The 14,034-nt window shown below is 62.8% G+C and carries 14 protein-coding genes; 8 read left to right on the top strand and 6 right to left on the bottom strand.

The window, feature by feature from the left end; translation table 11 throughout:
* The first annotated feature begins 53 nt into the window (after positions 1 to 53).
* Positions 54 to 908, top strand: a complete 855-nt coding sequence (locus tag AAD018_RS06635) for a DUF1206 domain-containing protein (protein ID WP_367314717.1) — start codon at positions 54 to 56, stop codon at positions 906 to 908.
* On the opposite strand, the gene AAD018_RS06630 is transcribed toward AAD018_RS06635, so the two are convergent.
* A complete protein-coding gene (locus AAD018_RS06630; RefSeq protein WP_367314716.1) occupies positions 905 to 1,492 on the bottom strand; it encodes a lytic transglycosylase domain-containing protein in 588 nt (195 codons plus the stop codon). The two genes, AAD018_RS06635 and AAD018_RS06630, sit on opposite strands and share 4 nt — an antisense overlap.
* A 169-nt stretch (positions 1,493 to 1,661) precedes the next feature.
* Here AAD018_RS06630 and ssb point away from each other — a divergent pair, with 169 nt between their 5' ends.
* Positions 1,662 to 2,177, top strand: coding sequence for a single-stranded DNA-binding protein (ssb, locus tag AAD018_RS06625; protein WP_367314715.1), 516 nt, complete (start codon positions 1,662 to 1,664; stop codon positions 2,175 to 2,177).
* A gap of 11 nt (positions 2,178 to 2,188) precedes the next feature.
* Here the strand turns inward: ssb and aroB are convergent, their stop codons facing one another.
* Both aroB and AAD018_RS06615 read right to left on the bottom strand, forming a co-directional pair.
* Positions 2,189 to 3,307, bottom strand: a complete 1,119-nt coding sequence (aroB, locus tag AAD018_RS06620) for a 3-dehydroquinate synthase (protein ID WP_367314714.1) — start codon at positions 3,305 to 3,307, stop codon at positions 2,189 to 2,191.
* A complete protein-coding gene (locus AAD018_RS06615) occupies positions 3,307 to 3,873 on the bottom strand; it encodes a shikimate kinase (RefSeq protein WP_367314713.1) in 567 nt (188 codons plus the stop codon). The genes aroB and AAD018_RS06615 overlap by 1 nt, the downstream gene beginning before the upstream one ends.
* Before the next feature lie 103 nt (positions 3,874 to 3,976).
* Between AAD018_RS06615 and AAD018_RS06610 the strand changes: the two genes are divergently transcribed.
* From AAD018_RS06610 to ggt, 5 genes are all read left to right on the top strand, one after another.
* Entirely contained in the window at positions 3,977 to 4,129 is a 153-nt protein-coding gene (locus tag AAD018_RS06610; RefSeq protein ID WP_367314712.1) for a hypothetical protein, read from the top strand.
* A 2-nt stretch (positions 4,130 to 4,131) separates the two neighbouring features.
* On the top strand, positions 4,132 to 5,661 hold the full coding sequence (locus AAD018_RS06605) for a hypothetical protein (protein ID WP_367314711.1): 1,530 nt from the start codon (positions 4,132 to 4,134) through the stop codon (positions 5,659 to 5,661).
* Positions 5,658 to 6,635 carry a site-specific tyrosine recombinase XerD gene (locus AAD018_RS06600; protein WP_367314710.1) on the top strand — a complete coding sequence of 326 codons (978 nt, stop codon included), beginning with the start codon at positions 5,658 to 5,660 and terminating at the stop codon, positions 6,633 to 6,635. The genes AAD018_RS06605 and AAD018_RS06600 overlap by 4 nt, the downstream gene beginning before the upstream one ends.
* A 30-nt stretch (positions 6,636 to 6,665) precedes the next feature.
* Positions 6,666 to 7,973: an HlyC/CorC family transporter gene (locus tag AAD018_RS06595; RefSeq protein ID WP_367314709.1), complete on the top strand. Its 1,308-nt coding sequence runs from the start codon at positions 6,666 to 6,668 to the stop codon at positions 7,971 to 7,973.
* An 82-nt stretch (positions 7,974 to 8,055) separates the two neighbouring features.
* Positions 8,056 to 9,846 carry a gamma-glutamyltransferase gene (gene ggt / locus AAD018_RS06590; protein WP_367314708.1) on the top strand — a complete coding sequence of 597 codons (1,791 nt, stop codon included), beginning with the start codon at positions 8,056 to 8,058 and terminating at the stop codon, positions 9,844 to 9,846.
* A gap of 1 nt (position 9,847) precedes the next feature.
* Here the strand turns inward: ggt and AAD018_RS06585 are convergent, their stop codons facing one another.
* A complete protein-coding gene (locus AAD018_RS06585) occupies positions 9,848 to 11,380 on the bottom strand; it encodes a helicase HerA-like domain-containing protein (RefSeq protein WP_367314707.1) in 1,533 nt (510 codons plus the stop codon).
* A 386-nt stretch (positions 11,381 to 11,766) separates the two neighbouring features.
* On the opposite strand from AAD018_RS06585, the gene AAD018_RS06580 reads away from it, so the two are divergent.
* The gene (locus AAD018_RS06580; RefSeq protein WP_367314706.1) at positions 11,767 to 12,486 is read left to right on the top strand and encodes an invasion associated locus B family protein; all 720 of its coding nucleotides are present in this window, start codon (positions 11,767 to 11,769) and stop codon (positions 12,484 to 12,486) included.
* Between the two features lie 34 nt (positions 12,487 to 12,520).
* On the opposite strand, the gene AAD018_RS06575 is transcribed toward AAD018_RS06580, so the two are convergent.
* Together AAD018_RS06575 and AAD018_RS06570 are read right to left on the bottom strand one after the other, a co-directional pair.
* A complete protein-coding gene (locus AAD018_RS06575) occupies positions 12,521 to 13,741 on the bottom strand; it encodes a beta-ketoacyl-[acyl-carrier-protein] synthase family protein (protein ID WP_367314705.1) in 1,221 nt (406 codons plus the stop codon).
* The gene (locus tag AAD018_RS06570; protein WP_367314704.1) at positions 13,738 to 14,007 is read right to left on the bottom strand and encodes an acyl carrier protein; all 270 of its coding nucleotides are present in this window, start codon (positions 14,005 to 14,007) and stop codon (positions 13,738 to 13,740) included. Before AAD018_RS06570 ends, AAD018_RS06575 begins: the two co-directional genes overlap by 4 nt.
* Positions 14,008 to 14,034: the final 27 nt, after the last annotated feature.

Genomic DNA, 14,034 nt, shown 5'->3' with positions numbered 1-14,034 from the left:
ACGAACGCCCCGCCTGATGCATTTCCCCTCCGTTCCAAGGTGGGAGAGCAATCATGAGCGACCGGGATTTTGGCTGGGCCATTCCAATCATGCAGCTGGGCTATGCGGGCCGTGGCCTCGTTTATGTGACCATCGCTGCAATCTCTCTCTACACGATTTGGCAAGGCGGCCAGGCACAAGGCACCAGCGCCGCCCTCGCCCAGCTTGAAGGCTCGCTTTGGGGTACCGCCGCGCTCGTCTCCATCGCGGTTGGACTCCTCTGCTACATGGTCTGGCGGATCATCTGTGGGACCTATGATCTTGAGGACGAAGGCTCCGGCGGTAAGGCCACGATTGCCCGCATGGGTCAGGTCGTCACCGGTTTGATCCACGGCGCACTCGGCGTTGCCGTTCTTATCCTCGCCGTGACCGCCAAATCCGGCGGCGGCGAAGGCTCCAAGATTGCTGAGATTACAGGGCAGATCATGTCGCTTCCCGCAGGGATTTGGCTCATCGGCATAGCAGGCGTCATCACCGCAGGCGCGGGCGCCTACTATCTCAAGAAGGCATGGAAAGAGGAATACCGCGAAAAGCTCGAGGCAAACCACTTCACCCGTAACTGGAACTGGGCGCTTAAGGCTGGCGTGGCCGCGCAGGGCGTAACCGTCGGCATCATCGGGGTGTTCCTCGTGATCGCCGCCCTCCAGGCCGATCCATCTCAGGCTGGCGGAATGGGCAAGGCTTTCTCATGGCTCTCAGGCCAGATCTACGGCCAAATCCTGGTAACCGCGCTTTGTCTCGGGTTAGCGGGCTTCGCGCTCTTCTGTTTCGTCAATTCTGCCTACCGGATTATACCCAAAGCGTCAGGCGATGATGTCCAGACTTTGGCGAGGAAGGCCAAGAACAAAGGCCAGGCAGCAGCGGCTTAACTGCCCATGATGACCCGAACATAGTTGCGGGTCTCGCGATAAGGCGGCACACCCTTGTGCCGCTTTACCGCACCGGGACCTGCGTTGTAAGCTGCTAAGGCCAACCTCCAAGATCCAAACGCTCTGTACTGCTCCGCGAGATAGCGCGCCCCACCTTCCAGGTTCTGTACCGGATCGTTGGCATCAACCCGAAGATAACGCGCAGTCCCCGGCATCAGCTGCGCGAGGCCCATTGCGCCCTTGTGCGAACGAGCGCGCGGGTTCCAGTTGCTCTCCTGCTGAACTAGCCGGGCAAACAGGTCTTCTGGCACGCCATGCCGCCGCGCGGCTGATTTTGCCAGCTCGAGATACTGCCCGCGATAGGATCCTGCATAAACCGGTCCTTGATCGCCACGACCCGGAATGACGATCCGCGATGGCTGTAGTCGAACCGAGTTCGCATATTGCTGCGCCGCTCGTCCATCCAGTACGCTGGTCTGCGAGTCAAAGAGCGTTGCACGCGACCGGGTCGACACTTGCTCTGCCGTCGCAAATCCGGTGGATCCGATGGCCAGAGTTGCCACCGCCATTGCCAAACGCCCCATCCCCGATACTCCCAGCAATAATATCCGTCTTCCAATTGCCCGGGACTATACCCGCTTCGAGCCGCGTGAAAAGCCTTCTCGAACATCTCTTAGGGGTCTGTTAACCGCGATGGGCTGTTGTAAAGTCGCGCTCAAGCAGAGCAGATTCGACGTCAAGAAGGAGCCTCCCATGGCCGGATCCGTCAACAAAGTCATCCTGATCGGCAATCTTGGCCGCGATCCTGAGGTGCGCAATTTCCAGAATGGCGGTAAGGTTGTGAACCTGCGCATCGCCACGTCCGAGAACTGGAAGGACAAGAATACCGGCGAACGCCGCGAGCGGACCGAATGGCATTCCGTTGCCATCTTCTCCGAACCGCTGGGCCGCGTAGCCGAGCAATATCTCAAGAAAGGCTCGAAAGTGTATATCGAGGGCCAGCTCGAGACGCGCAAATGGCAGGACCAGTCAGGCGCCGATCGCTACTCGACCGAGGTTGTCTTGCGCCCTTACCGAAGCGAGCTGACGATGCTCGACGGACGCGGCGAAGGTAGCGGCGGTGGCGGTGGCTATGGCGGCGATCAGGGTGGCTACGGCAGCAGCGGCGGCGATTACGGCGGCGGCTATGGCAGCGATCAGGGCAGCAGTCGGGGCGGCGGCAGCTCAATCCCCAGCAACAGCGATCTGGACGACGAAATTCCGTTCTAGGGGCCCGGCCCCTAGCGCTCTGCCAAGGCGTCGGTCAGCAGCGCAAGAACAGTCTCGCGCGGGACATCCGAGGTCACGAAAGCCTCCCCAATCCCGCGCGCAAGAACAAACCGCAACTGCCCGTCGATCACCTTCTTGTCCTGCGCCATCAGCTCCAGAAGCGCCTCCGCGTCCGGCAACGCCCCCTCGATATCCGCCAGACCCGCTTTCAGCCCGAGATCAGCCAGATGCGCCCGCACTCGGCTCGGCTCTTCCTGCGAACACAGCCCTAACCGTGCTGATAGATCAAAGGCCATCGCGCAGCCGATCGCGACTCCCTCCCCGTGCAGCAGCCGGTCACTGTATTCCGTCGCCGCCTCCAACGCATGGCAAAACGTATGCCCAAGATTGAGCAGCGCCCGGTCCCCCTGCTCGGTCTCGTCGCGCACGACGATCTCGGCCTTCATTTCGCAGGACCGCCGGATCGCCCTTAGCCGCGCGTCCGCATCGCCGGATAGCACCGCAGCGCCACGGCCTTCGAGCCAACCGAAGAAGTCGGCATCTCCTAGCAGCCCGTATTTCAGAACCTCACCGTAGCCGGCCTTCAGATCCCGCTCGGCCAGCGTATCGAGGCAGCCGGTATCGGCCAGTACAAGCGATGGCTGATGGAAGGCGCCGACAAGGTTCTTTCCCGCAGCCGCATTGATGCCGGTCTTGCCGCCGACCGAACTATCGACCTGCGCCAGCAGCGTCGTCGGCACCTGAACAAAGCGCACGCCCCGCCGCAGAACCGCCGCGGCAAACCCTGCCAGATCCCCGATGACCCCTCCGCCAAGCGCCACGACCACATCATTGCGCTCGATCTTCTCGGCCAGAAGCCATTCGGTGGCCCGCGAAAACTCTGTCCAGCCCTTCGTCGCTTCTCCCGCCGGAAGCACCAGCGCCGAGACTGCGATCCCCGCCCCTTCGAGCGCCGCGCGCAGCGGTTCAAGATGGTGCCGCGCCACATGCTCGTCCGTCAGAACCGCGACCCGGGGCTGCGTCAAAAATGGCCCAATCGTCTCTGCGGCCCGCTCGATCAGCCCCGGGCCGATCAGGATATCATAGGCGCGCCCCGGCAGGCTCACGTGAACGGTCTCATGGCTCGGCATCAGGACACCTCCTTCAGAACATCAGTGCGGCCCGAGATGGTGGCCAGCACCCGATCCGCCATCTCGGCAATCGACAAGCACGGCTCCGCCTCGACCGCGACATCGGCAAGCGCATAGATGTCTTGCCGCGCGTTGAAGATTTGGGTCAGCGTGCCCTTGGGATCAGGCGTCTGCAAAAGCGGCCGGGTCTCCTTGTGCCGCACCCGCTCCCAAAGCAGCTCCAGATCCGCCTTCAGCCAGACCGACAGCCCGGCCTCCGAGATCACGTGCCGATTGCGCTCCGCCAGAAAGGCGCCGCCGCCCGTTGACAGAATCACGGGTTCGTCCCGCACAAGACGCGCGATTACTTCCGCCTCCCGGTCGCGGAAGAACGCCTCGCCATCCCGTTCAAAGATCTCGGCGATACTGGCCTGCGCCGCCTCGACGATCTCGGTGTCACTATCGCGAAACGGCACGTCCAGACGCGCAGCTAACGCCCGCCCGACAGCAGTCTTGCCCGAGCCCATCATGCCCACCAAAGCCACCGTCTTGACCAGCCTCAGCTCCACCTGTCCCCCGATCGGCACGCCGCCGCTTAATGATAAAATCCATACTTGAATGGCGTGATCTTGCCGAAAAGGCCATATATAAGCGGCTGCAAATAACAAAGAGCAGGCAAAGGTCTATAGAATGTGGCGTCTCATCAAGGCTTTACTGTTTCTCGCGGTCCTCGCGGCATTGGGATTTATCGCCTATGCCTATGTCGGGCCAATCGTGACGCCCGCCGACTTCGAACCGGCTCAGGAAGATGTTGTCGAACCTATCACGCTCGATCTGGAATAGGGATGCATCGGACCGCTCTTTATCTGATCCTCCCGGTTCTGGGACAGATCGCAGTTGCAGAGAATGTGGGTCAGCCGCTTTCCGCGATCGACTGGCTCAGCGACAGTGTCGAAACCGCGCCCGGGCAGCCGCAACTGCGCGAGCCGCCCATTGCCGATGCCGTGGCGACGCCGGACATCTCGGTGACCTCGCTGGATCAGCCAACGCTTGATCAGCTCGGCCTGCTCTCTCCAGCAACGACAGGCTTGCCCACGACACTTTGGTCAGCCAGCCCGCCCGATACGCTGGCCTCTCTCGTCACTGCCTTGCCGGTCAACACCCTACCGGCCCTGCAGAGCCTTACCCGAATGCTCCTTCTCGCCGAAGCGCAGCCGCCGTTGGGCGCGGGGCCCGAGGCCCAGCTTTTTTATGCGCGTATTGATAAGCTGCTCGATATCGGCGCGCTTGATCCGGCGCAGGCGCTGATCGGCGGCGTCGATGCACCGACCCGGCGCACCTTCCGGCGCAGCTTCGATATCGATCTGCTGCTCGGGCAGGAGGATCATGCCTGCCAGGTCCTGTCCCGTCGGCCCGATCTTGCCCCCACTGTCCCGGCCCGTATCTTCTGCCGGGCCCGCAACGGAGACTGGGCCGCCGCCGCCCTGACGCTTAACACCGCCATCGCGCTCGGTGACTTGAGCCCTGCAGAAGAAGAGCTCCTTCTGCATTTCCTCGACCCGTCGCATTCTGAAGAGGCAGGTCCTCTTCCCCGCCCGCCACGTCCCAGCCCTCTTACGTTTCGTATTTACGAGGCGGTCGGCGATCAGCTGGACACCACCGATCTGCCGCGCGCCTTCGCGAATGCCGATCTGCGCAGCGTCAGCGGCTGGCGATCACAGCTTCAAGCCGCGGAACGCCTAATCGGTGCCGGAGCCATAGATCCAAATGCCTTCTTCGCCATCTATGCCGATGACCGCAGGCCCGCCGCCTCGGGTGGCGTCTGGGACCGCGTCTCCGCCATCCAGAAACTTGACCGCGCCATATCCTCCGGCAGCGACGACGCGATCGGACTTGCCTTGCCGACCGCATGGGAGGCAATGCGCCAGATCCATGCCGAAGCCGCTTTCGCGGCACGCTATACAGACGCGCTTATCGAAGCGGATCTGAATGACGAGGCCGCTGCGCTCGCCCTTCGCATCGCCCTCCTCAGCGACCGTTACGAGGAACGCGCTTTGAGCGCCGCTGGCACCGATCCTGCAACGCGTCTTCTCGCCGCGATCGCCATGGGTAAATCCGCACCGACCAGCACCCCGGCCGAGCAGGCCGTCGCCGCGGCCTTCGGCGGCGCGCGCCCGCCCCGTGCCCTCCAGGCTGATCTTAACGATGGCAAGCTCGGGGAGGCGGTACTCAAAGCCATCGCCCTTTTCCATGACAGCCGCGACGGTGATCCATCCGGCATTACCGGCGCACTCGCGCTCCTGCGGCAGGCGGGACTTGAGGATGCGGCCCGCCGCGCAGCACTTCAGTATCTCATCCTGGACCACGAGCTGTGAGCCTTCCGGATCACGCCGCAAGCCGCTGGATCCAAACCTTCCTTGAAGCACAGGCAGCCGAGCTGGGTGCAGCCCAGAACACCCAGCTCGCCTATGCCCGAGACCTTTCGGATCTCACCGCGTGGCTGACTTCAAAGAACCTAAATCTCGCCACCGCCGGACGTACCGATATCGAAGGTTACCTGATCCACTGCGACGCGCAGGGCCTCGCCCGCTCGACCCGGGCGCGACGTCTTTCGGCAATCAAACAGCTCTACCGCTTCGCGGTGGAGGAAGGCTGGCGCTCCGACAATCCTGCGATCCAGATCGCTGGTCCGGGCCGCAACAAGCGCCTGCCTAAGACACTCAGCGAGGCCGAGGTCGACGCCTTGCTCGAGGCAGCACGCGCCCATGGCCGGACCCAAGGCGACCGCCTCCGCAATGCCTGCTTGATGGAGCTTCTATATGCCACCGGCATGCGTGTGAGTGAGCTTGTCTCGTTACCCATCGCCGCTGTCCGGGGCGATCCTCGGATGCTTTTAGTGCGCGGCAAGGGCGATAAGGAGCGTATGGTTCCGCTTTCCGCTCCCGCGCGGCGCAGCCTAGCAGACTGGCTCGCCTCCCGCGAGGGGGCCGAAGACACGGCCCGGGCGGCAGGCAAGCCGCCCTCCCGTTTCCTCTTCGCCTCGCGCGGGAAGTCAGGGCATCTGACACGCCATGCCTTTTACATGCTTCTTAAAGAACTCTCGGTCAAAGCTGGTATCGACCTGGCGAAGGTCACGCCCCACGTCCTTCGCCATGCCTTTGCGACCCATCTTCTGGCTCATGGCGCCGATCTTCGGTCGATCCAGACGCTTTTGGGCCACGCGGACATTGCGACTACCGAAATTTACACGCATATCCTCGACGAACGCCTCAGACAGCTCGTTCTCGACCACCATCCGCTCGCCCGTCCGGACAGGCCCCTTGATGCGGACCCCATTTCGAACAGATAAAACGCCAGCCGCTATCGCCCAAGGACCCCAATGGACGCCCCCGCTACAACTCTTGACGCCGCCTTCTGGATTACTGCTGGAGCGATCCTGTGCCTTCTCGTGCTCTCTGGATTCTTCTCGGGATCTGAAACAGCGCTGACCGCCGCATCACGCGGCAAGCTGCGCTCTAAAGCGGACCGGGGCTCGCGCGGCGCCGAACGCGCGCTCAAGATAACCGAGGACAGCGAGCGGCTGATCGGCTCGGTCCTTTTGGGCAACAACCTCGTCAATATCCTCGCCACATCGCTCGCGACCGCGATCTTCACGCGCGCCTTCGGCGAAAGCGGCGTTGCGCTGGCTACACTTGTGATGACGCTTCTCGTCCTGATCTTTGCCGAGGTGCTGCCAAAAACCTACGCAATCACCAATTCCGAGACAGCCGCCTCCTTCGTCGCCGCACCGATTTCAGTTATCGTCACGCTTTTCTCGCCCATCGTTTCGGCCGTCCGCTGGCTGGTACGCCGCGTTCTCAGCCTCTTCGGCGTGCAGATCGATCCTGACAGCAATGTCCTAGCCTTGCGCGAAGAGATCGAGGGCGCGCTCCAACTCGGCCATTCAGAAGGCGTCGTCGAAAAGGAGGACCGCGATCGCATCCTAGGTGCGCTCGATCTAGCCGACCGCACGGTCGAAGAGATCATGCTCCACCGATCCGGGATCGAGATGATCGACAGCGAGGCCGACCCCGACCAGATTCTGCGACAGTGCCTTGAAAGCCCGCATACCCGCCTGCCGCTTTATAAAGGCGAGCAGGAAAACGTCGTCGGCATCATCCACGCCAAAGAACTGCTGCGCGCCATCTACCAGCACCGCGGCACACCCGAAACCGAAGCCACCGATCTGGCTGCCTTCGAGGTGATGGATGTGGCGATGCCGCCCTATTTTATTCCTGAGACGACGACACTTGACGACCAGATGCGCCAGTTCCTGCGCCGCCATACGCATTTCGCGCTGGTTGTAGATGAATATGGCGCCTTGCAGGGCCTTATCACGCTCGAAGACATCCTCGAGGAGATCGTTGGAGAGATCACCGATGAGTTTGACCAAGGCGACGGCTTGCCTATCGCCCGCGCCGATGACGGCGCCTATCTCGTCGATGGCGCGATGACGATCCGCGATCTCAACCGCGCCAATGACTGGTCGCTGCCCGACGAAGAAGCCAATACCGTCGCCGGTCTGGTGATCCACGAGGCGCAGATGATCCCGACCGAAGGTCAGGTCTTCTCGTTCCACGGCTTCCGCTTCGAGGTGGTCGAAAAGGAACAGAACCGCCTCTCGCGCCTCAAGATTCGCGCGCTCTGATCTAATCCCCGGGGGGCTTGCCCTTCGGTCCGCGTGCGCGCAGTCTGTCCCTAACGTCAATCAACCTCGGGGAGAGAGATCTATGCTGCGCTCATCACTTTTGGCCTTGGCCTGCCTCTCGATGCCCCTCGCCGCGCAGGACGCGGCCGATAGCGTCGCCCCGGAGGCGCCTGCCCCCATCTCGCAGGCCTTCGCCGATCTTTCCGATGCCGCGCAAGCCGCCCTCGACGCAAAGCGCGCTGGAGAGCCGGTGACCAGCGAGAACTGGATGATCGCCGCTGCCAACCCTCTGGCTGTCGAAGCCGGAGCCCGCATCCTTCGAAACGGTGGATCCGCCGCCGATGCCATGGTTGCCGTTCAGGCCGTCCTAGGTCTGGTCGAGCCGCAAAGCTCGGGTCTGGGCGGCGGTGCTTTCCTTGTCTGGTACGACGCGGACAGCGGAGAGATCACCACGCTCGACGGGCGCGAAACCGCTCCCATGGGCGCCACCCCGACCTACTTTCAGGACGAAAACGGCGAGCCGCTGGAGTTCTTCGATGCCGTTGTTGGAGGCCGCTCTGTCGGCACCCCCGGCACCCCGGCCCTGCTCGAGGCGGCGCATCGCCGCTGGGGCCGCGCCAATTGGGCCGATCTCTTTACGGATGCGATCATGCTTGCCGAAGACGGCTTCGTTGTCTCGCCACGCCTTGCCACTTTGATAGCCGGAGATGACGAACGCCTGCGCCGTTTCCCGTCGACGGAGGCGTATTTCTTCCCCGGCGGCACCGCGCTGGCCGAAGGCGACACCCTCGTCAATCCGGACTATGCCGAGACCCTGACCGCCATCGCCACCGGCGGGACCGCCGCCTTCTACAGCGGCGAGATCGCCGAAGACATCGTCAGCACAGTACGCAACGCAGAAGGCAATCTAGGGCTGCTCGCTCTCTCCGATCTCGCCGATTACGAGATCATCGAGCGCCCTGCCGTCTGTGCCGATTATCGCGAGGCGCAGGTCTGCGGCATGGGGCCGCCCTCTTCCGGCGCGCTCACCGTCGGGCAGATCCTCGGCATGCTGGGGGCCTACAATCTCTCGGCCATGACACCCGAAGATCCCCGCGCGTGGCGGCTAATCGGAGACGCCTCCCGGCTCGCCTTCGCCGATCGGGGCCGCTACATGGCCGACAGCGATTATGTGCCCGTTCCGACCGAGGGCCTTGTCGATCCAACCTACCTGACGGACCGCGGCAGCCTGCTCCAACGTAACGACGCCCTGCCCGAGGTTGAGCCCGGAACGCCCGAATGGGACCACGCCTTCCTCCACCTGGCCGATGATGAAAGCCTCGAGTTGCCCTCAACTTCGCATATCTCCATCGTCGATGCGGACGGCAACGCGCTTTCGATGACCACGACCATCGAGAACGGCTTCGGCTCTCGCCTTTTCGTCCGGGGCTTCCTGCTCAACAACGAGTTGACGGACTTTTCCTTCCGCACCCATGCGGATGGCTATCCGATTGCCAACCGGCTCGAGCCAGGCAAGCGTCCGCGCTCGTCCATGGCGCCGACCATCGTCCTGCAGGGCGGCGAGCCAATCCTTGTGACCGGATCGCCCGGGGGCAGCCGGATCATCGGCTATGTCGCCCAATCGATCATCGCCGCCATCGACTGGGGCATGAACCCGCAAGAGGCGGTCTCCATGCCGCATCTGGTCAACCGCTTTGGCACCTACGATCTCGAGGAAGGAACAACCGCGACTGATCTCGACATTGCCCTCCAGCAGCTCGGCTACGAGACAAACGTCCGCGATCTGACCTCCGGTTTGCATATGATTGCCATCGGCGACACGCTCACTGGCGGAGCGGATCCCCGCCGCGAGGGGATCGCTCTGGGCGAATAGATCAGCGCCCCTTGAAAAGACTGCCAAGGACGCCGCGCACGATGCGGCGTCCGGTGGTGCCCTTCAGTTCCTTGATCACCACCGAGGTCAGTGCTTCGCCAAAGCCTCCGCCAGAGGACCGCCGCGAACTCGACCGCTCGACCTGCTTGCCAGAATAGCGCCGGCCGGTTCGGAATTCGCGCTCTTCCTCCGCGAGCCGCTCTTCCTCGGCCTCGGCCTCCTCAGCTGCTTTCGCCGCCTTGTCGGCCCGCGCCGCAAGCATTTCGGCCGCGCTCTCGCGATCTAGCCGCTCTTCGTAGCGGCCCGCCAGCGCGGATCCAGCGATGACAGTTTTCCGCTCCACCGCCGAAAGCGGCCCCAGCTGGGAAGAAGGAGGCCGGATCAGCGTCCGCTCCACGATCCCCGGCACACCCTTCTCTTCCAGCATAGAGGTGACGGCCTCGCCCGTGCCGACCTCGCGAATGGCCTCGGCGGTGTCAAAGGCTGGGTTCGGCCGATAGGTCTCCGCCGCCTTGCCCAGCTCCCGCTGATCCTTCGCGGTGAACGCCCGCAAGGCATGCTGCACCCGATTGCCAAGCTGGCTAAGCACATCGTCAGGCACATCACCAGGATTTTGCGTGATGAAATAAACCCCCACCCCTTTCGACCGAATGAGCCGCGCCACCTGCTCGACCTTGTCGATCAGCGCTTTAGGCGCATCGTCGAAAAGCAGATGCGCCTCATCGAAGAAGAACACCAGCTTAGGTTTCTCCGGATTGCCGACCTCGGGCAGTGTCTCGAACAGCTCGCTGAGAAGCCATAGCAGGAAGGTCGCATAAAGCTGCGGCGACCCCATCAGCTTGTCCGCAGCCAGCACATTGATCCGGCCCTCGCCAGCATCGTTCACCGCGATCAGATCCGCGATATCCAGCGCCGGCTCCCCAAAAAACGCGGCGCCCCCCTGATTTTCCAATGTCAGAAGCGACCGCTGAATTGCCCCGACAGAGCTGCTCGCCACATTGCCGTAGCGCAGGCTCAGCTCCTTAGCGTTCTGCCAGCACCAGACCAGGAGCGCCTGCAAATCCTCGAGATCCAGAAGCGGCAACCCCTTCTCGTCCGCAACCCGGAACGCCACGTTCAGAACGCCTTCCTGCGCCTCGCTCAGCTCCAGAAGCCGCGCAAGCAGAAGCGGCCCCATCTCGGCGACCGTCGTCCGGATCGGATGGCCTTGCTCTCCGAACAGATCCCAGAACACGACCGGAAAGGCACGATAGTTCAGATCCAGTCCAATCGTCTCGGCGCGCTTCACGAACGGCTCGTGCAGCTTGAAGTCGGCACTCCCGGATGCGGCGAGACCGCTCAGATCACCTTTCACATCGGATAGAAACACTGGCACGCCCGCCGCGGAAAACCCCTCGGCTAGGATCTGTAGCGTCACCGTCTTGCCGGTTCCCGTCGCTCCCGCGATCAATCCGTGACGGTTCGCATGATCGAGCCGCAGATACTGCTTTTGCGCATATCCCTCGCCGCCGCCTCCGATGAAAACTCCGCTCATCCCGATCTCCTCACCTCACCTAAACATCGCGCGACGATATCGCCTTCCGAGCCCGTGACCAGCCCCGATCCCAGGGACAATCCTCAACAGACTTTATTCCACGCCGAATTGAGCAAAAGATACAGTCTTTTGAGCCGATTGGCTGTTGACGGGTTCAGGCTCGTTTCGTAGCGTCTGCCCGCAAGTCGGCCTAGTCCGGCAGGGAGAAAAGTGAAAAGGGGTCCGCTGTCGGGCCCTTTTTCCAGTTCAGGACCCGCCGAACCCGCTTCCGCCCCGATGGGCAAGAGCTTGCCCGGACCGCCTCCTTTGCCCCTGACACTTTGCATCCGCCATGATAGAGCGGCCAGCGATACGATTTCACGGATCCGAAAGGAACGACCTGACCCATGTGGACTGACTTCAAACCGCTCTCCGCAGCCCTTCTGATTGGACTGGCGAGCCCCGCTTTCGCGCAGGACACCGAAACCCCGGCCGAGCCCGAGGCTCCGTCAGAGGCACAAACCGAAGAGGCGACTGAGACTCCGCCCGCCATCAATGACGAGGCCGGTGCCGACACGCCTGCCGATCCCGCGGACGGCTTTGACATGGGCCGCCCCGCCGGTGAGCCGGGCGCCGCAGACGGACAGGCGACAGAAGGCGAGCCGCGCATTGGTGAGGAATACATCGCCAGCACGTCCGGCGACTGGTCGATCCGCTGTCTCAAGCGTGAGGAAGGCCAGCAGGATCCCTGCTCACTCTACCAGCTCCTGCGCGACGCCAATGATAATGCGGTCTCCGAGATTAGCATCATCCCCCTTCCCGAAGGCAGCCGTGCCGCCGCCGGGGCGACGATCATCACGCCGCTCGAAACACTCCTCAGCGAGGATCTGACTCTCACCGTAGATGGCGGCCAACCCCGCACTTACGAATTCACCTTCTGCAACCGGGGCGGCTGCGTCAGCCGCGTCGGCTTCACGCAGGCCGAGATCGATCAGTTCAAGCGCGGAAACGGCGCGGTCCTGACGATGGTGCCCGCGGGCGATCCAAATCAAAAGGTCGAACTAACGGTCTCGCTCTCGGGCTTCACTGCAGGCTTCGACAGCCTCGAAATCCCGGCAGCCCAGTAAACAAGACCCGCCGCGCCGACCCCCGGCGCGGCATCTACGCCAGACGCTTGAGCGCCAAAACCGCGTTCAGCCCGCCGAAGGCGAAGGCGTTCGACAGAACCACATCCACCTTCGCATCGCGCGCCTCGTTCGGTACGACATCCAGCGCGCATTCCGGATCCGGCTCTTCATAGCCGATCGTCGGAGCAATCACCCCGTCCCGCAGCGCCATCACACAAGCCAGAAGCTCCACCGCCCCGGTGCCCCCGATCAGATGGCCATGCATCGATTTCGTCGATGAGATCATCAGGCTGTCGGCATGGGTGCCGAACGCATCGGCCACCGCGGCGCATTCCGTCTTGTCGTTCGCCGCCGTTCCGGTCCCGTGCGCATTGATGTAACCCACATCCGTCGGCGCGATCCGCCCATCCTCGAGTGCGCCGCTGATCGCCCGCGCGGCACCCTGCTTGGACGGCATCACGATGTCGGATGCGTCCGAACTCATCGCGAACCCGGCAACCTCTGCAAGAATCTCTGCGCCACGCGCTTTCGCATGATCGTAGTCTTCGAAGATGAAGATCCCTGCCCCTTCGCCCTGCACCATGCCGTCGCGATTGGCGCTAAACGGGCGGCACGCGGTCTTCGACATCACGCGCAGACCCTCCCAGGCTTTTACCCCGCCGAAGCACAGCATCGATTCCGATCCGCCTGTGACCATCACGTCAGCGGCGCCCGACCGGATCATCCAGAAAGCCTGCCCCATCGCGTGATTTGACGACGCACAGGCTGTGGCGACCGTAAAGGATGGTCCCTTGAGGTTCCACTCCATCGACACGTGGCTGGCCGCCGCATTGTTCATCAGCTTGGGAACCACAAAAGGATGCACCCGGTTCTTCCCGGCCTCATAGACGGTCCGGTAATTCTCGTCCCAGGTGTTCACCCCGCCCCCGGCCGTGCCGAGGATCACGCCCGACCGCGCAGCCATACGGCCGCCGAATTCGCTCAGCCCCGATTGCGTCATCGCCTCCTTGGCGGCGAGCAGCGTGAACTGTGTGAACCGGTCGTAAAGCGCGATCTGCTGGCGATTGAAATGCGTGTGCTCATCGAACTCGATGACCTGGCCGCCGATCTTGACCGACAGACGGTCTACATCCTGAATATCAAGGGCGCGGATCCCGCAGCGCCCTTCCCGCATCGCCTCCAGCGTACTCGGCACGTCGTGGCCAAGCGCGTTGATGGTCCCGGCGCCGGTGATGACAACCCGCCTGGCGGTCAAGCTGGGGTGCCTTTCTGGACGCGCACCAGTCCTTCCACAGCGCCGACAATGGACGCGACAGTCGAGATATCGAACTCGCTTTCGGACGGATCGTTTGCATTAAACGGCACTGAAATGTCGAACTCTTCTTCAATGGCAAAGATGCTTTCCACTAGGCCAAGGCTGTCGACGCCCAGATCCTCAAGCGTGCTGGTCATCGTCACATCCGATGTCTCGAGCATGGCCTGATCGGCGATGATCTCGATCACCTTGGTCTTGACGTCCATTTGCCTGCACCCCGTCTCGTCTGCTTT

The sequence above is a fragment of the Aestuariibius insulae genome, from assembly GCF_040783535.2.
Classification (GTDB): domain Bacteria; phylum Pseudomonadota; class Alphaproteobacteria; order Rhodobacterales; family Rhodobacteraceae; genus Aestuariibius; species Aestuariibius insulae.
The sequence above is the reverse complement of the archived record's forward strand: the minus strand, read 5'-3'. Positions and strand labels throughout refer to the sequence as shown.